General features: G+C 61.9%; 25 protein-coding genes and 1 tRNA gene. 16 read left to right on the top strand and 10 right to left on the bottom strand.

The genetic code is table 11. The features are described 5' to 3' along the window. Positions 1-51 precede the first annotated feature (51 nt). Positions 52-1,554, bottom strand: a complete 1,503-nt coding sequence (gene cas9 / locus ACTIEZ_RS11620; protein WP_439546833.1) for a type II CRISPR RNA-guided endonuclease Cas9 — start codon at positions 1,552-1,554, stop codon at positions 52-54. Positions 1,555-1,871: 317 nt separating this feature from the next. Here cas9 and ACTIEZ_RS11615 point away from each other — a divergent pair, with 317 nt between their 5' ends. Together ACTIEZ_RS11615 and ACTIEZ_RS11610 are read left to right on the top strand one after the other, a co-directional pair. Continuing rightward, positions 1,872-2,165 carry a hypothetical protein gene (locus tag ACTIEZ_RS11615; protein WP_439546832.1) on the top strand — a complete coding sequence of 98 codons (294 nt, stop codon included), beginning with the start codon at positions 1,872-1,874 and terminating at the stop codon, positions 2,163-2,165. Positions 2,166-2,517: 352 nt separating this feature from the next. Further along, complete coding sequence (locus ACTIEZ_RS11610; protein WP_439546831.1) at positions 2,518-2,856, top strand: hypothetical protein; 339 nt, start codon at positions 2,518-2,520, stop codon at positions 2,854-2,856. Between the two features lie 905 nt (positions 2,857-3,761). Here the strand turns inward: ACTIEZ_RS11610 and ACTIEZ_RS11605 are convergent. Further along, positions 3,762-4,340, bottom strand: coding sequence for a hypothetical protein (locus ACTIEZ_RS11605; RefSeq protein ID WP_439546830.1), 579 nt, complete (start codon positions 4,338-4,340; stop codon positions 3,762-3,764). 753 nt (positions 4,341-5,093) lie between these two features. Between ACTIEZ_RS11605 and ACTIEZ_RS11600 the strand changes: the two genes are divergently transcribed. Next, on the top strand, positions 5,094-6,362 hold the full coding sequence (locus tag ACTIEZ_RS11600) for a site-specific integrase (RefSeq protein WP_439546845.1): 1,269 nt from the start codon (positions 5,094-5,096) through the stop codon (positions 6,360-6,362). Here ACTIEZ_RS11600 and ACTIEZ_RS11595 read toward each other — a convergent pair. Beyond that, positions 6,322-6,393: transfer RNA gene (locus tag ACTIEZ_RS11595), tRNA-Val, on the bottom strand. The genes ACTIEZ_RS11600 and ACTIEZ_RS11595 overlap by 41 nt on opposite strands. A 115-nt stretch (positions 6,394-6,508) precedes the next feature. Between ACTIEZ_RS11595 and ACTIEZ_RS11590 the strand changes: the two genes are divergently transcribed. The 10 genes from ACTIEZ_RS11590 to ACTIEZ_RS11545 all read left to right on the top strand — a co-directional run bounded on the left by ACTIEZ_RS11590 (position 6,509) and on the right by ACTIEZ_RS11545 (position 13,052). Further along, positions 6,509-6,730: a DUF6356 family protein gene (locus tag ACTIEZ_RS11590; protein ID WP_439546829.1), complete on the top strand. Its 222-nt coding sequence runs from the start codon at positions 6,509-6,511 to the stop codon at positions 6,728-6,730. Between the two features lie 18 nt (positions 6,731-6,748). Beyond that, positions 6,749-7,972: a serine hydrolase domain-containing protein gene (locus ACTIEZ_RS11585; RefSeq protein ID WP_439546828.1), complete on the top strand. Its 1,224-nt coding sequence runs from the start codon at positions 6,749-6,751 to the stop codon at positions 7,970-7,972. Positions 7,973-8,176: 204 nt separating this feature from the next. Next, the gene (locus ACTIEZ_RS11580; protein WP_439546827.1) at positions 8,177-8,839 is read left to right on the top strand and encodes a PEPxxWA-CTERM sorting domain-containing protein; all 663 of its coding nucleotides are present in this window, start codon (positions 8,177-8,179) and stop codon (positions 8,837-8,839) included. Between the two features lie 49 nt (positions 8,840-8,888). Next, positions 8,889-9,539, top strand: coding sequence for a PEPxxWA-CTERM sorting domain-containing protein (locus ACTIEZ_RS11575; RefSeq protein ID WP_439546826.1), 651 nt, complete (start codon positions 8,889-8,891; stop codon positions 9,537-9,539). Between the two features lie 2 nt (positions 9,540-9,541). Continuing rightward, the gene (locus tag ACTIEZ_RS11570; RefSeq protein ID WP_439546825.1) at positions 9,542-10,216 is read left to right on the top strand and encodes a PEPxxWA-CTERM sorting domain-containing protein; all 675 of its coding nucleotides are present in this window, start codon (positions 9,542-9,544) and stop codon (positions 10,214-10,216) included. Further along, on the top strand, positions 10,213-10,893 hold the full coding sequence (locus ACTIEZ_RS11565) for a PEPxxWA-CTERM sorting domain-containing protein (RefSeq protein WP_439546824.1): 681 nt from the start codon (positions 10,213-10,215) through the stop codon (positions 10,891-10,893). Before ACTIEZ_RS11570 ends, ACTIEZ_RS11565 begins: the two co-directional genes overlap by 4 nt. Before the next feature lie 71 nt (positions 10,894-10,964). Then, entirely contained in the window at positions 10,965-11,831 is an 867-nt protein-coding gene (yghU, locus tag ACTIEZ_RS11560; RefSeq protein WP_439546823.1) for a glutathione-dependent disulfide-bond oxidoreductase, read from the top strand. Beyond that, the gene (locus tag ACTIEZ_RS11555; protein WP_439546822.1) at positions 11,828-12,271 is read left to right on the top strand and encodes a PaaI family thioesterase; all 444 of its coding nucleotides are present in this window, start codon (positions 11,828-11,830) and stop codon (positions 12,269-12,271) included. The genes yghU and ACTIEZ_RS11555 overlap by 4 nt, the downstream gene beginning before the upstream one ends. Positions 12,272-12,402: 131 nt before the next feature. After that, positions 12,403-12,753 (top strand): type II toxin-antitoxin system RelE/ParE family toxin, encoded by a 351-nt coding sequence (locus ACTIEZ_RS11550; protein WP_439546821.1) that lies wholly within the window; start codon positions 12,403-12,405, stop codon positions 12,751-12,753. Beyond that, entirely contained in the window at positions 12,750-13,052 is a 303-nt protein-coding gene (locus tag ACTIEZ_RS11545) for a hypothetical protein (protein WP_439546820.1), read from the top strand. Before ACTIEZ_RS11550 ends, ACTIEZ_RS11545 begins: the two co-directional genes overlap by 4 nt. 1 nt (position 13,053) lies before the next feature. On the opposite strand, the gene ACTIEZ_RS11540 is transcribed toward ACTIEZ_RS11545, so the two are convergent. From ACTIEZ_RS11540 to ACTIEZ_RS11520, 5 genes are read right to left on the bottom strand one after another with little or no spacing between them, the layout of a single operon-like run. Next, a complete protein-coding gene (locus ACTIEZ_RS11540) occupies positions 13,054-13,785 on the bottom strand; it encodes a hypothetical protein (protein ID WP_439546819.1) in 732 nt (243 codons plus the stop codon). Positions 13,786-13,843: 58 nt separating this feature from the next. Beyond that, positions 13,844-16,495: a methionine synthase gene (metH, locus tag ACTIEZ_RS11535; RefSeq protein ID WP_439546844.1), complete on the bottom strand. Its 2,652-nt coding sequence runs from the start codon at positions 16,493-16,495 to the stop codon at positions 13,844-13,846. After that, on the bottom strand, positions 16,485-17,534 hold the full coding sequence (locus tag ACTIEZ_RS11530; RefSeq protein ID WP_439546818.1) for a homocysteine S-methyltransferase family protein: 1,050 nt from the start codon (positions 17,532-17,534) through the stop codon (positions 16,485-16,487). The genes metH and ACTIEZ_RS11530 overlap by 11 nt, the downstream gene beginning before the upstream one ends. Beyond that, entirely contained in the window at positions 17,531-18,463 is a 933-nt protein-coding gene (gene metF / locus ACTIEZ_RS11525; RefSeq protein WP_439546817.1) for a methylenetetrahydrofolate reductase [NAD(P)H], read from the bottom strand. Before metF ends, ACTIEZ_RS11530 begins: the two co-directional genes overlap by 4 nt. Next, a complete protein-coding gene (locus ACTIEZ_RS11520) occupies positions 18,460-19,407 on the bottom strand; it encodes an ArsR/SmtB family transcription factor (protein ID WP_439546843.1) in 948 nt (315 codons plus the stop codon). The genes metF and ACTIEZ_RS11520 overlap by 4 nt, the downstream gene beginning before the upstream one ends. 76 nt (positions 19,408-19,483) lie before the next feature. Between ACTIEZ_RS11520 and ACTIEZ_RS11515 the strand changes: the two genes are divergently transcribed. Further along, positions 19,484-20,293, top strand: a complete 810-nt coding sequence (locus ACTIEZ_RS11515) for an MlaA family lipoprotein (RefSeq protein WP_439546816.1) — start codon at positions 19,484-19,486, stop codon at positions 20,291-20,293. Here the strand turns inward: ACTIEZ_RS11515 and ACTIEZ_RS11510 are convergent. Next, entirely contained in the window at positions 20,283-20,912 is a 630-nt protein-coding gene (locus ACTIEZ_RS11510; RefSeq protein ID WP_439546815.1) for a class I SAM-dependent methyltransferase, read from the bottom strand. The two genes, ACTIEZ_RS11515 and ACTIEZ_RS11510, sit on opposite strands and share 11 nt — an antisense overlap. A 110-nt stretch (positions 20,913-21,022) precedes the next feature. On the opposite strand from ACTIEZ_RS11510, the gene ACTIEZ_RS11505 reads away from it, so the two are divergent. Then, positions 21,023-22,396, top strand: a complete 1,374-nt coding sequence (locus tag ACTIEZ_RS11505; protein ID WP_439546814.1) for an MATE family efflux transporter — start codon at positions 21,023-21,025, stop codon at positions 22,394-22,396. Between the two features lie 14 nt (positions 22,397-22,410). After that, positions 22,411-22,551 carry a hypothetical protein gene (locus ACTIEZ_RS11500; RefSeq protein WP_439546813.1) on the top strand — a complete coding sequence of 47 codons (141 nt, stop codon included), beginning with the start codon at positions 22,411-22,413 and terminating at the stop codon, positions 22,549-22,551. Positions 22,552-22,818: 267 nt separating this feature from the next. Here the strand turns inward: ACTIEZ_RS11500 and groL are convergent, their stop codons facing one another. Then, the gene (groL, locus tag ACTIEZ_RS11495) at positions 22,819-24,462 is read right to left on the bottom strand and encodes a chaperonin GroEL (RefSeq protein WP_439546812.1); all 1,644 of its coding nucleotides are present in this window, start codon (positions 24,460-24,462) and stop codon (positions 22,819-22,821) included. Positions 24,463-24,558 lie beyond the last annotated feature (96 nt).

Genomic DNA, 24,558 nt, shown 5'->3' with positions numbered 1-24,558 from the left:
GGGGGTGGGGCTCGCCCCACCCCCGGCAACGCAATCATCTACACCGGGAAATTACACCACGTGAGCGGACGCTAACGACTTTTGGCGGTCGATCTCGTCCTTGCTGTTGCCAGGCGTCGGCAGCCTGTCCACCCAACTCCCTGTCGGTTGGACGCGATTGGGGAAGGTGGTGGCCCGCCAAGCCTCTTCTTCAGGGCTGGCCAGAAGTGATCCGAAATTGGCCCCATCTAGCAAGCGCGGAAGAAACGCCCCCAACGCCTCCGTCGAAAACGGCTCCCACCCTGGCGCAAAGCTTAGCTCTGCCAGCGCGTCGGCCTGTTCATCTGTAAGGGCAAAATCGGTCTTGAGGCGGTCGCGCTCTATGGCCCGCTTGGTGCGGCGGTCCACCTCGCGGCGGATGACGATGCGCCCAGCGATTTGCCCATAATCCGCCGCATAGAGCCGTGCATGGATTTGCTCGCGCAATTTATCACGCAGTTCAGGATCAGACTGCCAGCGCTCGCCCAAAATGTGAGCCAGCTTGTTTTCAAGGCGGTTACCGACGAGCTCCTTTTCACCGCCGCGCTCGAGATTGAACGTCGGTTTCTCAGGCAAGTCATTTTTGCGCCAGTAGAGCTTGAGATGTCGCCGGATTGTGCCCCAGTTGGCGCTATTTTGTTTGCGCAGGAGGCTGAGAATGGCGAAATGCTCCTGATCATCGAGTGGGCGACCGTTGCCGTCCTCGATCCGGAGGTTGTTCAGCTTTTCCAGCATGCGCTTTTCCTGCGCCAGCCACGATGATTTTGCAGCCAGCTCAGCCCCTGGCACGAACCGGCAATAGCCAAGCGTCGCCTTTCGCCAGAACACCGGCCGCTGCGCGAAAATCGCTTCTTCGAGCAGATCGATGAAATCCGGGTTGGTTAGTTGCGGATGATGTGGTGCCTGTGCCTTCAGAATTGCCTCGAATTCCGCCAAGACATCCTCGCGGGCAAAATGGTGGCCCCGCCGCCGCTCGGTTCTTTCTGGGATAGTTGCCAGAAAGGCGCCCAATGTCTGGCAGGAAGCGCGCAAGGCCTTACGATCATTGTCTCGTCGCGAAGCGGCCTTCTTTTCCTCAGCGCTGGACTCCTCGGCTTTGGCCGCGGCTTCAGTCACCTCAAGATCACGGCCCCGGAAATGCCGGCGCTGCGCCAGATGGTAGAGCGCACGGCCAAGCTCGTGCGAAGTGAGCCGGCCTTCGGTTGCCCGGGAGCGTGCATCCCATGGATCGATGGCCATCGCCGTTGCCCAATTGCTGGCCTTATCCTTAGAAAACTGCGGCAGGAATCCACTGTCGCTCAGCAGGCTATTGAGGCCGATCCTCCGCTGCTTGCGCCGCCGCAACTGCCGGCGTGCCATGCGCTTGCCCCGCCGTTCCTGATTTAGCGGGATACCCTTCGGATCGCGCGCCTCGGGAAAGACGCGCACGCCCATGTGCAGGATTTCGCCTTGTTCCGTGTCTCTGTTCATGCGGATGACGGCTGAGCCAATCGACGTGGTGCCGATATCGAAACCGAAGACCAGTTCTGTTCCCATGCTTGACCTCTGCTTGTTGTCTGCTAACTTCGAGTCTCTAGCAGAACGAGAAGGGCTGCTTTTCGCAAGCAAAAGCTTCCTTCGAGCGGGCTCGGCATCCCAAGAAGCAACGCCGGACAGAAGCAGCGCCCCCGGAAATTCCGGGGGTGCTGTGTTTTTGTTCCCGTCGATGCAAGCCGAGCGCTGTCGCTTAACTGGCGCATGCGGCAGCAAACACCGACCTCAATCGACCAGGCTGTGACCAATCATGTGGCTTATCGAGCACATCACCACGCCGCGCCTAGCCAAAGCGCTTCTGTTCCTCAAATGTTCTTCCTATGGGAATTTCCAAGGAAAACCGAATCTGGCCACGCTGGGCGTCGACTGTGGGGATCATGCGAGAGGAGGAAATCACCGTCCACGCATTCTGCACCAATTGGCAAGTTACGTTGACCGTTGACCTCGATCTGCTGTGCGCGATCCAGGGTCAATCGTTCACGCTCATTGACCGCAGCGGCAGGTGCAAGGTTGTCGGCTGCCAAGGTCGAACCTTCTTCCTGGCCATACGAGAACGGTCCGGCGTGCCAGCAATGCGCCTGACCAGCCGCAGCAAACTGAACTATCTTCTATAGGTGCCGGCACGTAGCCCTGGAACGGGTTCTAGGAGGTTCTCAGCGCGAATCGCTCGCTTCGCTATGGTAAGCTCACCCTGACAGGTAGCAACGCTCTGGGGCGATCATGAGCATTCTCACCAAAAGCAGCGTATTCGTAAAAATCCTTTGCTCCCTGCGTTAAGCTACGCGACATGCTCACCCGTCGACCGGGGAGGCGCCCATCGGGCAAATCGATGACCTTGAAGATATAGTCCGTGAAGCGGAGCCCGCCGCCCCAATATTCTTTCTCGTGGTAAGCTCGGATGCGCTTGGACCGGCCGCCGACACCCTGCCCAGCCGCCCTGTATGCGGCGCGCTTTAGGATCTCCCCTTGAGCCTTTGTTTCGATGAACGCCGCACCGTGAATATGCAATCGGACCTGGGTCTTTTGATCCTTTGCGTAACCTTCCATTACGAAAAGATATTCGCGTTGATCCTGGCCGGCGCGGTCGAGCTCGGCACGCAGTCGATCTCTAAACGCCGCGCATGGATCTCGGCCTGCGGCAACCAATTTAGCTTCGAGATCAGGGTGAAGGTTCACGTGGAAGGTAAGGCATCGGAAGCTGGACATAGCGACGATAGCCATCACCGTATGGATCCTTCGCCGATCGTCGCCGGTGGGCCGGCCCTATTCAGGCAATTGCTACGGAAGCGCCTTTCTGATAACTGAAAGAGAATGTATTTTTGAGGGCATTTAGCTTCACAGCGATTTTAAGCCCCGCTGAGCGCGTGTAGGCTATGAGGTAGGGCTACCTAACCAAACCACCTCCCATCGCGCTGTAGCACCCCTTAGCGACCAAATTTGGGCATCTCTGGCGGGTGTAGAGTTGCCAAACTCCGCACGATATCGACTCTTTGCACGAATCTGTCCTGAAACGCCGTGAGATGGCATGTGTGGAGCACAATCTCAGTTCAAACTTCGAACCGACCTGCTACCAAAGGTAGAGCATCTGAAGTTTATTGCGAACCAATCTCAATAGCGACGCAAATGGGAAATTTTTCCGTTCGTAGAACAATTCAAACTTTTGGAATCTGAATCGAGTCTAGTATCTAATATAATATATATTAAATAATATATTACTTAAGAGGCGCACGCCCGCACGCCTGCGCACATGCCCGCACGCGGCGGCGCGAGCTACGTGAGCGTGTACGCGCGTGATAAACGAAACACACACGTTTGTCAAGACAGATATCGCGGCGTTCAGAAAGCGCCTTTCATGAGCGCATATCCGGCACCTGTAGCTGCAAACACCGTCCTCAAGCGACCATCGCGGAGTTCCTTCCCCTTCTCTTCAACCAGGCTATGACCCATCATGTGCCTGATCGAGCACATCATCGCGCCGCGTGATGCGCCAGGGACTTTCTCATTGTTCTCAATATGCGAACATCCAAGGAAAACCGGATCTGGCCACGCTGGGCGTCGACTGTGGGTATCTTACCCCGCAGGTGTCACGTGAACTTTCCCGACAACGGGGGTCAGCACCACTGTAAGTCATTGCTATGATGAGGCCTTATCGGAATGCCCGGGGAAACAGGGTGTGAATCCACACAATAAATTAGTATCCATCGGACGAGCTAATGGGTAGCCGACAGGCAAACAGCAATCGCCTCCATCTGCTGCACCGACAGCCCATTTTGAGCGAAGGAAGGATCAGAACGGCGAGCAAGCTCAATCATCGATAGTTCTGGGATGGTCAGCCATCGCCGGCGAGGATGGGGATCGGCCACAACTTCGCGCAACACCCCGAGACTCTCGGCCGGTAACTCGGTGATTGGCCGCCCGGCCAACGCACTGAGTTCACCAATAAGCCTTACGAGGCTGATCGGAAGTTCCTGCGATCCTTCCTGTGGCGCGTCCGCAAACGCTTTCCTGATATCGACATCAGGAAAGCGTTGTTCCAAAACGAGGACAAGAAATTTGCTCTCGTCCATACCGACCGCTTGGGCAATTTCTACAGCGCGATCGACTGGGATCGGAAGCCGCCCGGTTCGCATATGGCTTAGCACGACCGCGCTGCGGTAACCGAGCTTTCCAGCGAGCTGACGAAGGCTCTCTCCGCCAGCTTCTGCGCGCGCGCCAATGGCGTCGGACAGCATCCTCGCGGCGGCCGTTGCTGCATAGGGATAGTCCGAGCCGTTGCCTGGATCGTTCATGTTTGCACCAATTCGATCGCCAATGTGCAGGTGTGTGTCGGCTTAAGCAGGTCCGGCAGTGCAAGCACCTTGCACGGAATCGTCAAAGAAAAGTGACAAATTGGCTTGCTCAGCCCCGCCGAGGCGACCCACCACTTCGCGATCACACCCTCAACATCCATAGCAGCAAGGCTTAAAAGCAGCATTGCTGGCTGACAAGGTGCCAAAGCTTGCCGCAGAGGAGCGCCCTACCCCGTTCCCACGACAGATGTCGCAGGCTCAAATCCTGCTGGGTGCTCCATTTCACCATTCCAAACTGTATGCTTGACACAACACATACACTCCGCTAGTTATGCCGTGGGCGAGGCAGTCAGCACTCGCCATCCTGTTGGGTGATCCTGCATGTCGTCGTTTCTATCAAATAAGACTTGGGCACTAGTCAACAAAATTCGTATTGATAATGAGTGGCACCTCACAAGCTAAGATTTCTATCATACAGAACATTTGGATGCACATTCCTAACCATTGGACCACATAGAACACAACATTGCCCTCTTGTAAAAAAATACTATAATACAAATTTACACTATTCACGGTAAAACAGGGAACGAGCATTGTCGTTATGAGTGATTTACAAAGTCTTGCCCAGAAATATCGCCGGGCTATTCGTAACGGACATGGCGCTCGTTTTACGCTCGATGAGTTGCAGATGTTGACCAACATCGGCACGCTAGAAACTTTACAGGTCGCAGAAGCGAGGGAGCTACAGGCGTTATGGGCAGAGACACAAGTCCCCACATTATCGGCCCCTTCTGGCTTGACCACCGGCCCGACGCCAAGTCTAAAGCATGGCAAATCGCCCACTACGACAGTAAAGCTCGGACAGTCCGCTATCGCAGCACTGGTTGCACAGCCCTAGACGACGCCGTTGTTCAGATCGACGCGCACTATGCCGCGACCAAAGCGAAGGGTCAGCAGGATGCTAGCGCCGCTGTGGTGCCGCAACTGTTGCTGTATTGGGAGGAGCGCGGTCAGCACGCCGTCAGTCCCGATCAGATCGCAAGCAGCATGCGGTCATTCATCGGCTTCCTGGTGCAAGACGAAGCCACGCTAGAACTGACATTCGAGGAATGCACCCCCGGCCTCTTTCGCCGGTTCGCATCCTGGCGCATGGCTGCTCATGGCTACACGCTAGACTGGAAGGGCCGGCGCTACACCAATAACAGCAAGGGTCTGTCCGGTGTGTCCATGCAGCGTGTGATTGATGACATTCGCGCCGCGCTCAATCATGCCGCAAGCGAAGGCCGCGTGCCCTATGCGCCCAAAGTCCCATCCGTCGATCGGCGCTTCATTCAGCAAAACCCGCCGCGCATCCTGACTGTTGCGGAAATGGCCAGTATCATCGGCTACGCGTTGGACGATCGGCTGCTGCTGCGCTTCGTGTTGGCACAGGTGGCGACATTAACGCGACCGGAGGCAGTGAGGGCATGGCGACCATGGGAACAAGCTGATCTGATGCGCGGCGTCATCGACACGCATCCACGTGGCTGGCCGCGCACCAAGAAACGCAATCCAATCCTGATAATCCCGCGCTGGTGGCAACCCTGGCTTGCGGAGTGGATAGCTTCGGGCGAATCACTGCCGGTGCAGATGCGACGCCGCTGGAATACCATGCGCCGGGCTTTAGGGCTGAGCAGCGACGTGGAGCCGAAAACCATTCGCCGAAGCATGGCGACCTGGCTGGGAGAAAGCGGTGTGCCGGAACTGGAGATAAAACAGGCACTTGGCCATGCTGTGATCGGCTCGACCGGCCGCTACATGGCAATTCGCCCAGAGGAGATGGCCATACTGCGGACCACGCAAGAAGGTATCTGGATTAGCCTAATGTTCGCGGTGCGGTCCTGGCGTGCGGACCATTTGCGGACCACTGACAAGTTCGGTGGCATTCTAATCGAGAAGCGCACCTCCCTTAACCTCTTGATAGATAAAGGTAAAAGCGCGGTGGGCGGTGAGGGTTTCGAACCCCCGGCCCTCTCCGTGTAAAGGAGACGCTCTACCACTGAGCTAACCGCCCGCCGCGCTTCCGCCTAGCGCCGGGGCATGCCCGATGCAAGGTTGCACCCCCGCGCTGCCGCTGCCAAAGTCGGCGATATCCAATTCGCCCCTGTCACAAACGAAAGGCGCCCACGATGCTGTACCGGCTCTTCCTCGAACACCCGCGCTGCGTGAACGAGACGTATTCGGCGCATATGGGTGCAGCCTTCGGTGTCGGCGGGCGCCTGCTGGTCGCCAGCTTCAAATGTTTCGTGCATGGCCTGGTGCCCGGCCTCTACAAGACGGCCGGGTCGGACGCGATCTGCGCGCTGTACAAGGATGTGGCGCCCCGCAAGTTCGACCAGCCGACCTTCTGACCAACGCGGGGACACACGATGACCAATCAAGCAGAAGAACTGGGCCTGTCCGCTGAGCGGCTGGCGCGGCTGGATGCCATGCTTGCCGAACAATATCTCGAAACGCGGCGGCTGCCGTGCACGCTCACCATGATCGCCCGCCATGGCGAGGTGGCGCATATCGGCGTGCAGGGCCTGGCCGATGTGGAACGTGGAATCCCGGCCCGCGAAGACACGATTTTCCGCATCTATTCGATGACCAAGCCAATCACGTCGGTGGCGCTGATGATGCTGGTGGAGCGCGGCCTCATCGCGCTCGATGATCCGGTGCACAAATATATCCCGGAATGGAAGAATATCGGCGTGTTCGTGGCCGGCACCCACCGCACCGGCTTCCAGACGCGCCCACCGGCCCGCCCGATGCAGGTGATCGATCTGTTCCGCCACACCGCCGGCCTCACTTATGGTTTTCAACTGCGCACCAATGTCGATGAAGCCTATCGCCGCGAAAAGATCGGCGAGATCGAGAAAGCCGGCTCGCTGGAAAGCATGATCCAGGCGCTGGCCAAGCTGCCGCTGGAATTCTCCCCCGGCGACGCGTGGAATTATTCGGTGGCCACCGATGTGCTGGGTTGGCTGGTGCAGGTCGTGTCGGGCCAGACGTTCGAGGATTATCTCAGCGAGCATATCTTCCAGCCGCTGGGCATGATCGATACCGGTTTCCATGTCCGCGACGGCCAGGGCCACCGCCTGGCCGCCTGCTATCAACCCAAGCAGGACGGCACCATCAGCCTGCAGGATGATCCCACCACCTCCTCCTACCTGCAGCCGCCAAGTTTCTATTCCGGCGGTGGCGGTCTGGTGTCGACCGCGCAGGATTATCTGCAATTCTGCCGGATGCTGCTGAACGGCGGCACATTGAATGGCCACCGCCTGATCAGCCGCAAGACGCTCGATCTGATGACCGCCAATCACCTGCCCGGCGGCGTCGATCTGCCCGCCATGAGCCGCAGTCTGTTTTCCGAAGCCGCCTATGATGGCGTCGGCTTCGGCCTGGGCTTTGCCACCAGCACCGCCAGCCACAAGACGCTGATGCCCGGCAGCAACGGCGATTATTTCTGGGGCGGCGCCGCCAGCACCTTCTTCTGGGTGGACCCTGAAGAAGAGCTGATCGGCATCTTCATGACGCAGCTCATCCCGTCCTCGACCTGGCCGGTGCGCAAGCAGATGCGCACCATGGTCTATGCCGCACTGGACGATTGAAAATCCGCCACGCCGGCCTGAAACGAGCGGGCGGGCGGCGATACGGCTTGCATCATGCCCCGATCTGCAAGGAAACCCACGATGACCTGACCCGCGTGCACGTCGACGCTGCGGGCGTTCCGGCTGGCGCCGGCCGCGCAAACAAGGTTGCCAGAAGATTGATTCGCGACATATCATCTTGCCATTGACTCGGAGGAGTCTGTCATGGCCAGAGTGACTGCGCATCTGATGATATCCGCCGTGCTGATGGCCGCCGCCGGCATTGCTGCGCCGGCCGCTGCGGTGCCGATCGCCGTCGGGCAGGCCTTCTTCGAGAATTTCGAGGACTATGAACTGGGGCCGCAAAGTTTCGGCTATTGCAGCGAACCGGAACCGGATTGCCTTGGCATCCTGAGTGGCGGCAGCATCATTGCGCAAACTGCGCAATTCCCGGCGTCATCGGGCACCCAGTTGTACAGCGGCACCAACCTGCTGTTCGCCCTGCCCGATCCCTATCATTATTCCCTGCCCGGCCTCTATGCCAACTTCACCAGCGGCAGTAATGACATATCGCTTGGTTTTTACATTTATGACAATGATCTGGAAATGGAGATCCTGGTTGCGAACCTGATGGTGCCCGCCAATCAGACCAACTTGCGTATTGGCCTGGGCACCGATGACCATCCCGGTCATTTTACCCGCCTGACCATGATCTCCAACGCCACCTTCGCGATCGACGATCTGCAGGTTGGCCTGGAAAATGTCGCCCCCGGCATTCCCGAACCGGCGAGCTGGCTGATGATGATCCTGGGCTTTGGCGCGGTGGGCGTCCGCCTGCGCCGCCAGTCACGCACTGACCGCATCGTGCAACGGGGACCAATGGCCTGAACTGGCGTTTTGCTGTTTCGAATTCCACGCGCAACCAGAGGTGAAGCCCATGATCAGGTTCGCGAAACACTCGCTTCCCGTTATGTTGCTCGCCAGTGCCGTTGCGGCCGGGCCGGTGTTTGCCGCGCAGACCTGGGTGGACAACGCCCTGCACGAGGATTTCGAGGGCTATGCGCTTGGCCCGCAATCCTTCAGCTTTTGCGGTCAGCCAGGCAACGATTGCCTCGGCGTGCTCAGCGGCGGCAGCGTGCTGACCGCCACCGACGATTTGCCGGCCGTATCGGGTAGCCAGGTTTATGCCGGCACCAGCCTGTCCTTCGCCATTCCCGAACCTGACTTCTACGCTTGGCCAGCGCTGTCGTTCAGCCTGAGCACCGGCGACAGCCCGGTGATCTTCACCCTCTATGATTTCGACAACGGCCTTGAATTCGAACTGTTCAGCCTGGAGGTGCCGGCCATGTTCGCCAACGAGGTGCTCGGCGTCGGCTCTGCAGCCAATATTCAGTATTTCAGCCGCTTCACCCTGCAATCGGCATCGCAATTCGCCATCGACGATCTGGTGCTGGGTCTGGAAGGCGTGCCGCCCGCAGTGCCCGAACCGGCAAGCTGGCTGATGATGATTGTCGGCTTCGGCGCAGTGGGCGTCACCCTGCGGCGCCGGGTGCACACATCGATCACCAACCTGTCAAAGGGGCTATAGTGATGATACCGAACCATCGCCTGCTGCTGACTGCAGCCATGTTTGCCAGTTTCGTGCTGTCTGCCCCAGCCGCTGCAGTTTCCAGCCCGTTCGGCGAGGCCGTGCGGGACGATTTCGAAGGCTATGCGCTCGGGCCGCTATCTCTGCAATTCTGCAACGGTGTTGCATTTGCCACTACCCAACCGGATGACTGCCTCGGTATCCTGAGCGGCGGCAGCATCGCGCTGGGAACGCCGCAATTTCCGGCAACATCCGGGACGCAGGTCTATGCCGGCACCGACATATTGTTCGATATCGCTACGCCGTTCGATTTTTTCTGGCCGGGGGTATCGTTCACGCTGCACAGTGGGGACAACCCGGTCAATGTGAACATCGAGTATTTTGACTTTGACGTGAATCAATATCTCAGCGTGTTCCAGTTCCAGCTTCCCGCCGGGTTTTCCAACGTCAACGTCTTTGCCGGCACCGATGCCATCCCGGTCACCGTCCACCGCTTCTCCCTGCAATCGGACAGCCTGTTCGCCATCGACGATCTGCAGATGGGCCTGGAAACCGTCGAGCCCGGTATTCCCGAACCGGCGACATGGTTAATGATGATTGCCGGTTTCGGCGCCGTCGGCATCAGCCTGCGGCGGCGTGCTGCTCGCCAATCCACCCTGCCAAAGCTGGCATCATGACGAAGCCGATCCTGCTCGCTGGCGCCCTGGCCGCCGCAACCGTGCTGGCCACGCCGGCATTTGCCATTGGTTCGACCTTCGGCCTCGCGTCGCGCGAGGATTTCGAAACCTATGATCCGGGGCCGATGGCGTTTCAGTTCTGTGATGGATCGATCCCCACCACTTCGCCGGACTGGTGCCTGGGCATCCTCAGCGGCGGCAGCATCGCGCTGGGCACGCCGCAACTGCCGGCCTCGTCTGGCAGCAACGTCTATGTCGGCACCAGCATATTGTTCGATATCGCCGACCCGATCTCCTTCGACTGGCCGGGAGCAGCCTTCACGTTGAGCACCGGCAGCAGCCCGGTGCAGATCATCATGCAAGGTTGGAACATGGACGCCTATGACATTGGCGAGGAACCCTATTTCGTGAATTTTCAACTGACCGTACCGGCCTTCACCCCGTTGTTTCGGGTGATCAACGGCACTGATCAGAATCACACTCAGGTGGTACGCTTCACCATCGAATCAGCCAGCGAATTTGCCATCGATGATGTGCAGATGGGGCTTCCAAACACGCCGTTCGGCTTGCCGGAGCCATCGACCTGGCTGATGCTGATCCTCGGTTTCGGCACCGTCGGTACTGCGATGCGCCGGCGCCGCGCTATTGGTTTGGCCGCCAAAAGAATAAGTGTCTGACCGATCGGCTTGGCAAATGCGCCAAAGCAGCCCAGAAATCCCGGCAAGATCACAACGCCGGAGACGCGATCATGACCGACTATGTGCCGCCCAAAGTCTGGACCTGGGACAAGGAAAGCGGCGGGCGTTTCGCCAACATCAACCGGCCGATCGCCGGCCTCACCCACGACAAGGATCTGCCGGTCGGCAAGCATCCCTTCCAGCTCTACAGCCTGGGCACCCCTAACGGCGTGAAGGTGACCGTGTTGCTGGAGGAACTGCTCGCTGCCGGCCACAGCGGCGCCGAATATGATGCCTGGCTGATCAACATCGGCGCCGGCGATCAATTCTCGTCGGGCTTTGTGGGGGTGAACCCCAACAGCAAGATCCCGGCGCTGGTCGATCATTCCACCAATCCGACCACCCGCCTGTTCGAATCCGGCGCGATGATGATCTATCTCGCGGAAAAATTCGGCGCCTTCCTGCCCACCGATCATCATGCCCGTACCGAGGCTTTGTGCTGGCTGTTCTGGCAGATGGGCTCGGCGCCGTTCCTGGGCGGCGGCTTCGGGCATTTCTATGCCTATGCCCCCACCAAGCAGGAATATCCGATCAACCGCTATGCCATGGAGGTGAAGCGGCAACTGGATGTGCTCGACAAGCATCTGGCCGAACATGAATATATGGCGGGGCCGGAATACAGCATCGCCGATATGGCGATCTGGCCCTGGTATGGCGCACTGGCGCTGGGCCTGCTCTATGAGGCCGGTGAATTCCTGGATGTCGCCAGCTACACCAACGTCATCCGCTGGACGAAGCAGATCGGCGCGCGCCCGGCGGTCAAGCGCGGCCGCATGGTCAACCGCGTCTATGGCGATCCGGCCAGCCAGCTGCACGAACGCCACGACGCCAGCGATTTCGACACGCGCACGCAGGACAAGATCGGGAAATCCGCATGAGCGAACACGATCTGGGCATGCCGCAACCGCCCGACACCGGCCCCGAAGGCTCCCTGCCCCACAGCCTCGCGCAGCGCCGCATCGTGCGCTTCGAACCCGGCCATGCGGTGATCGAATATGAAGTGCTGCCCGCGATGTGCCACAGCGGCGGCGTGGCGCAGGGCGGCTTCGTCGCCGGCTGGATCGATGCCGCCATGGCCCATGCGGTGATGGCGAAACACGGCATCGCCCGCGTGCCGATCAGCCTTGAACTGAAGGTCAGCTACTTCGCGCCGGCCAATCCGGGCCGTGTGCTTGCCGAAGCCTGGATCGAAAAGGCCGGCGGCCGCACCGTCTTTGCCGAAGGCCGGCTGACCACCCCCGACGGCCGCGTGCTGGCCAAGGCGAGCAGCACGATCAGCCTGATCGATGCGGCGAAAGTGGCCGCGAAGATGGTGTGATGGTTGACGGGCGCATCATTTATGGTACATTGCGTCAGCTTGGATCGGCCTCCCAAGCGGTAAACGAAGGCCAATGATGGAGTCTGAGAGATGATGAGATTGTTTAGAACCAATCCAATCAGTAGCCTCCGATGTTCCCCCTCGTCTTCTACCGCACACTGGCCGGCAATGATGTCGTCCTCGATCTGATACGCACCTTCAATGCTGCCGATAAGCGCGTCATCGGCGATGATCTTAAAACCCTGCAGATGCGCCACCCGCTTGGCATGCCGCTGAGCCGACCATTGGGCAAGGGCCTGTCCGAATTGCGCAGCAGCCTGCCATCGGGTCGGGAGTTTCGTTTGTTCTACTGCTTTGACGGGCAGGGATTGCGCCTCCTCGTACTGCATGGTTTCATCAAAAAGAGTCAGCGAACGCCTGACAAGGAATTGCGCATCGCTCGCGACCGGCAGCAGGAATTTTTGCAAAGGCCTCCGCCATGACCACCCCAACTAGTCCGCGTGACACCTCCACCTTCACCAGCCTTGATGATTGGCTGGCCGAAGAAGGGATGCTGGAAGAGGTCACCCTTGCAGCCACCAAGCGGGTGATTGCGCTGCAATTGGAAGATGCGATGAAGGCAGCCAGCATCACGAAGTCCGCCTTGGCTGCCAGCATGGAAACCAGCCGCAAGCAGCTGGATCGTCTGCTCGATCCAAACGAGCATAATGTTACGCTGCTGTCGCTGGCTAAGGCCGCGCAGGGCGTCGGCAAGCGCTTGAAGGTTGAACTGGTCGACTAACTCACTCCGCCGGACGGATATCGATCCTGATGCTCACCCACGTGCCCACCTGATATTCCCCATCGATGCGCGGCGGCTTCACGCGGAACTGCCAAGCGGCTTCCTGCACGGCATAGCCCAGGCCCGAGCCCGGTGATTCGCCGATGGCCTTGCAATCCTCCACCTTGAACCGCGGCGCGGTGCGGCAGGCGATCAGGCCCCAGTCGCCGGCGCGGTTGGTTCGGCGGGCCTTGCTCAGGTAAAATGCCAGTTCCGCGTCGGTCGGCTCACGCTGCCATTCTGCGGCATAAAGCTTGCTGCCGTCCGGTGCGACCCCGACCACGGCGCTGTCGGGCGGGCCGCCGGCGGCGACCTGCGGCGACGCTTCGGCTTGCGGCACCTTGGCGATGTCGAAACCGCGCAGATCGGCATCGCCGAACGTCCATTTCGCTGGCGGCGCGTCGGGCACCGTCACCATTGGCTTGGGCTGCGGCGCGGAACGCGGCGACGGCGGGCGCACCACCGGCTTCTGTTCCGGGGTCGGCTGGGCGCGTTCGGGGGTGGGCGCGGCGATGTTCACGCCGATCATCGATGTCACCCCAGGCTTGCCCTTGGGCTGCGGCGGCGCCAGCAGCAGCAACAGCAGGATCAGCAGCACGTGCAGGCCCAGCACGATGGCCAGCACCGACACGCGCCGACGCTCCGGCAACATGCCGGTTTCGGGCGCAAGGAAAGAGGCGGTGGGTGCGTTCAATCCGGCAACAGAGCAATGGCGGGGGATGGCCTCAATAGGCCGGCCACCCCCGCCCCGGCTAGTCGAGATTTGGCCGCAGCAATTGTTCAGCGCGCCCAAGGCTCACCCCGAGCCGCTGGGCATAATCCGCCAACTGGTCCGGCCCGATCCGCGCGACACCAAAATAAGCCGCCTGCGGGTGGGCAAAATAAAACCCGGAAACCGCCGCGGTCGGCAGCATCGCGAAGCTGTCGGTCAGCGTGATGCCAGCGCGATCCTCCACCTGGCAAAGATCGAAGATATGGCGTTTCAGGCTGTGTTCCGGGCAGGCCGGATAGCCTGGCGCCGGGCGGATGCCGGTGTAACGCTCGCGGATCAGATCCTCGTTCGACATGCGATTGCCAAGCTCATGCCCCCAGATTTCGCGGCGCACGCGCTCGTGCAGATATTCGGCAAAAGCCTCGGCCAGCCGATCCGCCAGCGCTTTCAGCAGGATATCGTTGTAATCATCATGGCCGCTCTGGAAGCGGGCCAATTGCACATCGATACCCTCCCCGGCCTGCACCGCGAAACAGCCGAGCCAATCAGCCTCCGGGTGGATGAAATCAGCGAGGCACATGTTGGCGCGGCCCCCATCTTCTCTTGGCCGCTTGGCGATCTGCTGGCGCAAGAACGGCAGGCGGGCCAGCAGCTCGCCGCGGCGTTCGTCGGCGAACAGCAGCACATCATCGCCATCGCGCCGCGCCGGCAAAATCGCGACCACGCCCTTGGGCTGCAGCCATTTCTCCTGCGCAATCTTGGCCAGCATCGCCTGCGCATCGGCAAACAACCCGCTGGCGCTTTCGCCGACAACCTCATCAGTGAGGATCGCCGGATAATTGCCATGCAGTTCCCAGGCGCGGAAGAACGGTGTCCAGTCGATAAAGGGCACCAGCATCTCGACCGTCACATCGTCGATGGTCATCACGCCCGTGAAGTTGGGCGCCACCGGCGGATGCGCGTCGAAATCGGTCGGGAAACCATTGGCCCGCGCCTGCTCGATTGGCACCAGGGCCGATTGGCCAGACCCCGCCCGCTGCACACGAATCCGCTCATATTCGGCCGCGGTCTCGTCCACGAAACCGTCCTTCAACGTATCCGAAACCAGCGTTCCCGCCACGCCAACGGCACGGCTGGCATCGAGCACATGCACCACCGGGCCTTCATAGGCCGGCGCGATGCGCAGCGCGGTATGCACGCGGCTGGTGGTGGCGCCGCCGATCAGCAGCGGCATGGTCATCCCGGCGCGCTGCATTTCGGATGCGACATGCACCATCTCGTCCAGGCTCGGCGTGATCAGGCCGGACAGCCCAATCATGTCGGCCTGATGCTCGCGCGCCGCCGCCAAAATGGTCTGCGCCGGCACCATCACACCCAGATCGATCACTTCGAAATTATTGCACTGCAACACCACGCCGACGATATTCTTGCCGATATCGTGCACATCGCCCTTCACGGTGGCCATGATGATGCGGCCCTTGGCCGATGTGCCGACCTGTTTCTCCGCCTCGATATAGGGCAGCAGGATGGCCACCGCCTTCTTCATCACGCGGGCCGATTTCACCACCTGCGGCAGGAACATCTTGCCGGCACCGAACAGATCACCAACCACGTTCATGCCGGCCATCAACGGGCCTTCGATCACGTCGATGGGGCGCACGGCGGTCTGGCGGGCTTCCTCGGTGTCGGCCTCAACGAACGCGTCGATGCCTTTCACCAGCGCATGTTCGAGGCGTTTCTCGACAGGCCATTGCCGCCACAGTTCGGCCGCCGGGTCCGCCGCCTTCGCTGGCCCGCCCTTGAACTTGTCGGCGACCGCCAACAAGCGGTCCGTGGAATCGGCGCGGCGGTTGAGCACCACATCCTCGCACAATTCACGCAATTCCGGATCGATGGCGTCATACACATCGAGCTGCCCGGCGTTGACGATGCCCATGTCCATGCCTGCCTGGATGGCGTGATACAGGAACACGCTGTGCATCGCCCGGCGCACCGGCTCATTGCCGCGGAAACTGAACGACAGGTTGGACACCCCGCCGGAGATATGGGCGTGCGGGCAGCGGCGGCGGATTTCGGCGCAGGCTTCGATGAAATCGACGCCGTAATTATTATGCTCCTCGATCCCGGTCGCCACCGCGAAGATATTGGGATCGAAGATGATATCCTCGGGCGGAAAGCCGATACCGGTCAGCAAATCATAAGCGCGCGCGCAGATTTCCACCTTTCGGCTAGCGGTGTCGGCCTGGCCCTGTTCATCGAACGCCATCACCACCACTGCGGCGCCATAGCGCAGACATTTGCGCGCTTGTTCCAGGAATTGCGCCTCGCCTTCCTTCATGCTGATCGAATTGACGATACCCTTGCCGGCCAGGCACTTCAGGCCGGCTTCGATCACGGTCCATTTCGAGGAATCGACCATCACCGGCACCCGCGCGATGTCCGGTTCGGCGGCGATCAGGTTCAGATAAGTGACCATGGCCGCTTCGCTGTCGAGCAGGCCTTCGTCCATGTTGACGTCGATGATCTGCGCGCCGTTCTCGACCTGGCTGCGCGCCACCTCGACAGCGGCGGTGTAATCGCCAGCCAGGATCAGCTTCTTGAACGCCGCCGATCCGGTGACGTTGGTGCGTTCACCAATGTTGATGAAGCGCACGCCTCCGGCCTGCGGCTGCTCGGTGGGTTCAGGCTGCATAGACATGGGCCTCCAGCCCGGAAAGCCGCAGCGCCGGGCGCTCGGCGGGCACTATCCGCGGCGGCATCCCTGCCACCTGCCGCGCCATCGCGGCGATATGCTCGGGCGTGTTGCCGCAACAGCCGCCCACGATGTTCACCAGCCCCTCATCCGCCCAACCGCGGATCAGGCCCGCCGTTGTCTCTGGCTGTTCATCATAGGCACCCATGTCGTTGGGCAGGCCAGCGTTTGGGTAAGTCAGGATCAGCGTGTCCGCCACCTTGGCCAGGGCCTGCACATGCGCGCGCAATTCTGTGGCGCCGAACGAGCAATTCAACCCGACCGCCACTGGCTTCACATGACGGATGGAATGCCAGAACGCCTCCACCGTCTGACCCGACAGATTGCGTCCGGCCAAGTCGGTCAGCGTCATCGACAGCATCACCGGCACATCCCGGCCCAGATCATCGGCCGCTTCCGCCGCCGCAAACGCCGCCGCCTTGGCGTTCAACGTGTCGAACACGGTTTCAATGAGGATGAAATCCACGCCGCCCTCGATCAGCGCGTCGATCTGCTCGCGATAAACGCTCTTCACCTCGTCAAAGGTCACTTCGCGATAGCCGGGGTCCGACACGCGCGGGGAGAGGGACAATGTCTTGTTGGTCGGCCCCAGGCTACCCGCCACCCAGCGCGGCTTGCCATCGGCTGCAGTCGCTGCATCCACGCAATCACGGATCACCTTGGCCGCCGCCAGATTGAGCTCCCGCACCCGCCCTTCCAGGCCATAATCGGCCTGGCTGATACGGTTGGCGTTGAACGTGTTGGTGGCCAGCAAGTCTGCCCCGGCGGCGATGTAACGGTTGCAGATGCCGGCAATATCATCGGGCCGCGTCAGATTGAGCAGATCATTATTGCCCTTCTGATCATGGTTGCTTTGCATGTCGCCGGCATAGTCACCGGCGTTCAGGCCAAGATTCTGGATGGCGGTGCCATAAGGGCCATCCTTCACCAGGATGCGCGTGGCCGCGGCAGCGCGCAGGGTTTCGGCTGGATTGTTCATGCGGCAAGCACCTCGGCCGGGCGGACACCCAGCAAATGACAGATCGCGTACGACAATTCGGCGCGATTGAGTGTGTAGAAATGGAAATGCCGCACACCGCCAGCGTACAACCGCCGCGCCAACTCTGCCGCCACCGTCGCCGCCACCAGTTGCCGCGCCGCCGGCTTGTCATCCAGCCCGGCAAAAAGCTTGGCCATCCAGGCCGGCACATTGGTGTTGCAGCCCGCCGCCATCCGGGTCAGGTTGGCAAAATTGGTCACCGGCAATATGCCGGGCACCAGTTCCACATCCAGGCCTGCCGCCGCCACCTTGTCGCGAAAGCGGAAGAACGTATCGGGTTCAAAGAAGAACTGGCTGATGGCCCGGCTGGCACCCGCGTCATGCTTGGCCTTCAGCGCCTCCAGATCGGCAGTCGGGCTGGGCGCTTCCGGGTGGGTCTCGGGATAACAGCTCACGGAGATTTCGAACGGGTGGCGCTTGCGCAGCGCCTTCACCAGATCGGCAGCACTGGCATGGCCGCCGGCAACCGGCGTGAAACTCGCCTCTCCACCGGGCGGATCACCGCGCAGCGCCACGATATGGCGGACGCCGGCATGCCAATATTCATCGGCAATCACATCGAGTTCTTCGGCCGTCGCATTCACGCAGGTCAGGTGCGCAGCGGCCGGCACCGGCGTTTCGGCGGCGATGCGCGCCACCGTGGCATGGGTGCGTTCGCGCGTGGTGCCGCCAGCGCCATAGGTCACCGAGAAAAACCGCGGGTTCAACGGCACCAACGTCTCCACCGCCTGCCACAATGCGTCATGCATCGCTGGCGTTTTCGGCGGGAAAAATTCGAAACTGACGGCGAGGTCGCCTGGCACATCGGCAAACAACGGCCCATCGAGCGCCCGCGCTGCTTCCGCCATCTGATTTAGACTGAGGGTCATGCTATCACCTTTTCGCCCTGCCACAGGGCAACACCCAATTGATCCGGTTGTTCGGCCGGAAGCCGCGCCGCCACCCGGCCGTTCAAGCCGGCATCTGCCATCCAGCCCAGCACCGCCTCATCAGCAAAGCCCAGCCGCACGTGCCGGCGCTCCTGCCGCAGTTCCTCGCGCGCATGCGGCAGCAGATCGATCACCAGCAACCGCCCAAAAGGCCGCAAGACGCGCGCCGCCTCGGTAATGGCCGCAGCCGGATTGTCGGCATAGTGCAGCACCTGATGCAGCAGCAGCGTGTCGCAGGCCGCATCGGGCAGCGGCAATGCATACATGTCCCCGGCCTGCACCCGCGCACTCGCCAGCCCGCTGGCATCGATGCGATTGCGCGCCAGCCGCAGCATTTCCGGATTGCGATCAAGGCCCAACGCCGATCGCGCGCGCGGCCCCAGCAGCTCGATCATCCGCCCGGTGCCGGTGCCGACATCAACCAGATCGCCAAGTTCGCCGCCCAGTGTCGCTACAATCGCCTGTTCCACGCCGGCCTCGCGCGTGTGCAATGACCTTTCCTGTTCCCAGGCATCGGCATGGGCGGCAAACCACGCGTCCACCGCCGCCGCGCGATCGGCCCGCACCTCGCTCAGCCGCGCGCGATCCTGTGCCGCCACATCGTCACCGCCAATGTCCTTGGCCGCCAGCGTGGTGATCAATTCCAGCACCGGGCCACTGATCGCCGCCGCGCCCAGCCGCACGAACACCCAGGCGCCTTCGCGCACCCGTTCGATCAGTCCGGCTTCTTCCAATATGCGCAAATGCCGCGAAACACGCGGCTGGCTCTGCTGCAAAACCTGGGCTATTTCGCCCACAGCAAGCTCCATTCCCTGCACCAGCAGCAGGATGCGCAGCCGGCTCGGATCGCCAACGGCGCGGAAAATGATGAGCGTCTGCTCCATGACATCGGGATATAAAGCCATCTTTATATCCGTCAAGCGGATTGCCGCTCATTCGGCTTCGTGCGACACGAAAACCATGTCGCGTGCTGCTCTTCTCGGCCTCGCCGTGCTGCTTGCCGGCTGCACCACCACTGGCAGCACCGATCTGTCCCGCGCCGAAGCCGATCCCTGGGAACGCAGCAACCGCCGCGTTCACAATTTCAACAAGGGCCTCGATCGCTTCGTGCTGCGGCCCACCACCCAGGCCTATCGCACCGTGGTGCCGCCGCCGGTGCGCACCATGGTCACCAACGCCTATGGCAATTACGGTGAACCGGCCAATTTTGCCAATAGCGTGCTGCAGGGCAAATTGGCCCAGGCCTTCCGCACGCTGGACCGCTTCATCCTCAACAGCACTTTGGGCATGGCCGGCATCGCCGATGTCGCGACCGATTTGGGCCGCCCGCGCGAGCCGGAGGATTTCGGCCAGACGCTGGCGCGCTGGGGCGTCAAATCCGGGCCTTATCTGGTGCTGCCGCTGTTCGGGCCGTCGACGCTGCGTGATGGCATCGCCACGCCGGTGGATTTCGTCGTCGATCCCGCCGATTTTATCCGCAACGCCTGGCTCAGCCCCGGTTGGGACGTGCGCATCGGCATGGCGGCCGGGCGCATCATCAATTTCCGCAACGCGCTGGTCGATACCGGTGTCGATCAACTGCTCGCCGACAGTCTTGATGATTATGCACTGGCGCGTTCGGCCTATCTGCAGCGCCGGCGGCTGCTGCTGTTCGACGGCCAGTTGCCGGACGAAGTCGATCCGTTCGCCGATCCCGTCGATGCCGATCCCGTCGGGGCCGAACCAGAACCGGCCCCAACCCCTGCGCTCACCGAGCCGCCTAGGCCCTGATCGCCGCGCCCATCACCAGCGGCGTCAGCTTTGCCAGACCGCCGAACGCTGGCTCCTCCTCGGCCACCGGCATGGGTTCCAGCACGAAGCCGGCCCCGCGCACCAGTTCAGCCGATGGCCGATCGAGGTGGCAGCCCACGCCGACCACCTTCTGGATCGGCGTCAATCGCCGCTGCCAACGCTGCCGGCTGGGATCTTCGGCCAGCACATGTTCAAGAAACAGGAACCGCCCCTGCGGCTTCAACACCCGCCGCACCTCGGCAAGCACCTGGCCGACATCACTGACCGAACAGAGCGTGAGGCAGCACACCACGGTATCGAAACGGCCATCGCCAAACGGCAAGCGTTCCCCCGCCCCCGGCACCGACGTGATCGGCACCGGCGACGCCGCCAGCCGGGCGGCCGCGCGCCGGTTCATGCCTTCGGATGGCTCCACCACCGTCAGGCGGGTGACGCGCGCCGGATCATAGAACGGCAAGGTCGCGCCAGAACCAAAGCCGATTTCCAGCACCTCGCCCGTTGCCCCGGCCACCAGCGCACGCCGACGCGCCATGATGTTGGGATGGCCAAGCGCCCGGTCGAGCAGCCACGGAAAGATGGTTTCGGAATAAAGGCCCATGGTCGCCATCGTGGCAGCTTGCCGCACGTCCGCCAACCACCCTGAGACAAAAACTGCGTTGACCGGGCCGCCCGCGCCTTCAACGGTGCCGATGAACCAGAGGTGACCCGATGCCCGAGCCGACCGATACGCGCCCTGCCCCCGATGCGCGCCCCGATGCACGTTTTGCCGCCATCCTGACCGGGCCGATCCTGCCGACGCTGGTCCGGCTCAGCCTGCCGGTGATCCTGGTGGTGTTTGCCCAGAATTTCGTTGCGGTGCTGGAGGCCTATTGGGTCAGCCGGCTGGGCACCGAGGCCGTGGCCGCCACTGCGCTGGTGCTGCCGCTGCTGATCCTGATGGGCGGCATGAGCAGCGCCGGTATCGGCGGCGGCGTGGCGGCGGCGATTGCCAGGGCCAAGGGCGCCGGGGATCAGGCCCGCGCCAACAAGCTGCTGTGGCACGCCGTGCTGCTCGCCATCGGCTTTGGCACAATGTTCACACTTGCCGCGCTGCTGGGCGGGCCTTTGCTCTATACCAGCCTGGGCGCCAGCGGCCGCACGCTCGATCAGGCGCTCACCTTCTCGGCCTGGATGTTTGGCGGCTCGGTGATCGTGTGGATGGTCAATCTCATCGGGTCGGCGCTGCGCGCGGCCGGCGAAGTCAAGCTGCCCGCCGCGGTCTCGCTGGGCGGCGCGGCCGTGCTGATCCCGCTGTCGCCGCTGCTGATCTTCGGTTGGGGGCCGCTGCCGGCGCTGGGCATCGCCGGGGCCGGCGTGGCGACGCTGAGCTTCTATCTGGGTTCGCTGCTGATTTTCCTGGCGCGACTGCGGCGCGTGGGTGGCCCGCTGCATCTGCACTGGCACCCACCCGAAGCCGAACCGATCCGCGCCATCATGGGCATCGGCCTCGTGTCGGCTTTTGGCACTTTGCTGTCCAGCTTCACCCTGATCGCCATCACCGGATCGGTTGGGCAATATGGCCCGCAGGCACTGGCCGGCTATGGCATCGCCTCACGCATGGATACGCTGATGATCCCGCTGCTGTTTGCCGTTGGCACCGGCGTGGTGACCATGGTGAGCGCCGCCGTGGGGGCCGGGCTGACCCAGCGCGCCTGGGCCGTGACCCGGCTGGCTGCCGCTTTGGGGTTTGGCGGATCGGCACTGGTCAGCGCCGTGCTGCTGATCGCGCCGGGCCTGTGGCTGGACCGGTTCACCACCGATCCGCAAGTGCAGGCCGCCGGCCGGCTGTGGTTCCAGATCGCCGGGCCGATGTATGGATTCTTCGGCATGGGGCTGATGCTGTATTTTGCAGCACAAGGTCTGGGCCGCATGCGCGGGCCGTTGATTGCCGGGATCAGCCGGCTGGCCATCACCGCCGGCGGCGCCGCCTGGCTGGCCGCGCAGACGGCCCCGCTCAGCGCGGTGTACGCCGCGGCCGCGGTGGGGACGGCGACCTATGGGCTGGTCAACCTGCTCGCCGTCTGGCGGGCGCGGCCGGCTTGAGCTAAACGATGGCGATGCGCCTGACCCTGCTGCTCCTCGCCATGCTGCTCACCGCCTGTTCCAAGGAGGCGGCCGCGCCGCAAGGCAATGAGCAGGCGGTGATCGACAAGGCCGAGGCCGATGTCGCGGCGGCTGAGGCTGCGGCGGGGCCGTGATCCTCCCGTGCAAGGGGAAGTGGTGAGCGAAGCCAGACGGAGGCGTGGCGCCTTTTGTGGCGCTGGACTGCGCTTGACGGGCGCGGCCGGCGGCGGAGCCGCCGAGTCCGCTGGGGGCGTTGAAGAAGATAACAAAAAAGAGCGCGGCAGAGCCGCGCCGTCAGACGAATCGAAAAAAGGGCGGCCTGTTGGGGCCGCCCTTTTTCAGTTCGCTGGCCGGATTTCGTTGAGTCTGGCGGCAGCTTGCGCTGCCGCCAGCCAACTCAATCAAAAATCCATGCCGCCCATGCCGCCCATGCCGCCGCCGCCACCGGGCGAAGGCTTGTCATCGGCGGGCAGATCGGAAATCGCCGCTTCCGTGGTGATCAGCAGCGATGCCACCGATGCGGCATCCTGCAGCGCGGTGCGCACGACCTTCGTCGGGTCGATCACGCCGGCCGCAACCAGGTTTTCATAGACTTCGGTCTGGGCGTTGAAGCCGATGGTCGAATCATCGCCATCCAGCAGCTTGCCCGACACCACGGCGCCATCATGGCCGGCATTGGCCGCGATCTGACGGACCGGGGCGAACAGCGCCTTGCGGATGATGTCGATACCGCGGGTCTGGTCGTCGTTGCCGCCCTTCAGGCCGTCCAGGGCCTTGGTGGCATAGAGCAGCGCAGTACCGCCGCCGGGCACGATGCCTTCTTCGACGGCGGCGCGAGTGGCGTGCAGCGCATCGTCCACACGATCCTTGCGCTCCTTCACTTCCACTTCGGTGCTGCCACCAACCTTGATCACCGCAACACCGCCAGCCAGCTTGGCCAGACGCTCCTGCAGCTTTTCACGGTCATAGTCGCTGGTGGTCACTTCGATCTGCGCACGGATCTGCTCCACACGCGCCTTGATGGTTTCGGCGGTGCCTTCGCCATCGACGATCGTCGTGTTGTCCTTGTCGATGGTGACACGCTTGGCGCGGCCCAGCATCGGCAGGGTGACGTTTTCCAGCTTGATGCCCAGGTCTTCGCTGATCATCTCACCCGCGGTCAGGGTGGCGATGTCTTCCAGCATGGCCTTGCGGCGATCACCAAAGCCCGGCGCCTTGACGGCAGCGACCTTCAGGCCACCGCGCAGCTTGTTGACCACCAGGGTGGCCAGTGCTTCGCCTTCGACGTCTTCAGCAATGATCAGCAGCGGACGGCCCGACTGCACCACGGCCTCCAGCACCGGCAGCAGCGCCTGCAGGTTGGAAAGCTTCTTTTCGTGGATCAGGATATACGGGTTGTCGAGCTCGACCTGCATCTTCTCGGCATTGGTGATGAAGTACGGGCTCAGATAGCCACGATCGAACTGCATGCCTTCGACCACGTCCAGCTCGCTGTCCATGCCCTTGGCTTCTTCGACGGTGATCACGCCTTCCTTGCCGACCTTTTCCATGGCCTTGGCAATCATGTCACCGATTTCGGTTTCGCCGTTGGCCGAGATGGTGCCGACCTGGGCGATCTCGCTCGAACCGGCAACCGGCTTGGAACGCGCCTTCAGATCTTCGACAACCTTGGTGACGGCCAGATCGATGCCGCGCTTCAGATCCATCGGGTTCATGCCGGCGGCAACCGACTTCAGGCCTTCACGCACGATGGCCTGGGCCAGCACGGTGGCGGTGGTGGTACCATCGCCGGCGGTGTCGTTGGTCTTGCTGGCAACTTCACGCACCAGTTGCGCGCCCAGGTTCTCGAACTTGTCCTTCAGTTCGATTTCCTTGGCGACGGTCACGCCGTCCTTGGTGATGCGCGGCGCGCCAAAGCTCTTTTCGATGAGCACGTTGCGACCCTTGGGGCCCAGAGTCACCTTCACTGCATCGGCGAGGATATCAACGCCGCGCAGGATGCGTTCACGCGCATCGCGGCCAAATTTCACGTCCTTGGAAGCCATGGTCCAATTCCCTTGCTGGGCGTGCTGGCCACAGCGGCCGGCACGCGAATATTTCGTTTGAAAGGCGCCGGCCGTATGGGGCCGGCGGGCTGGAAA

The organism is Sandarakinorhabdus sp. (assembly GCF_051860625.1).
In the GTDB taxonomy this organism is placed as follows: Bacteria; Pseudomonadota; Alphaproteobacteria; order Sphingomonadales; family Sphingomonadaceae; genus Sandarakinorhabdus.
The sequence above is the reverse complement of the archived record's forward strand: the minus strand, read 5'-3'. Positions and strand labels throughout refer to the sequence as shown.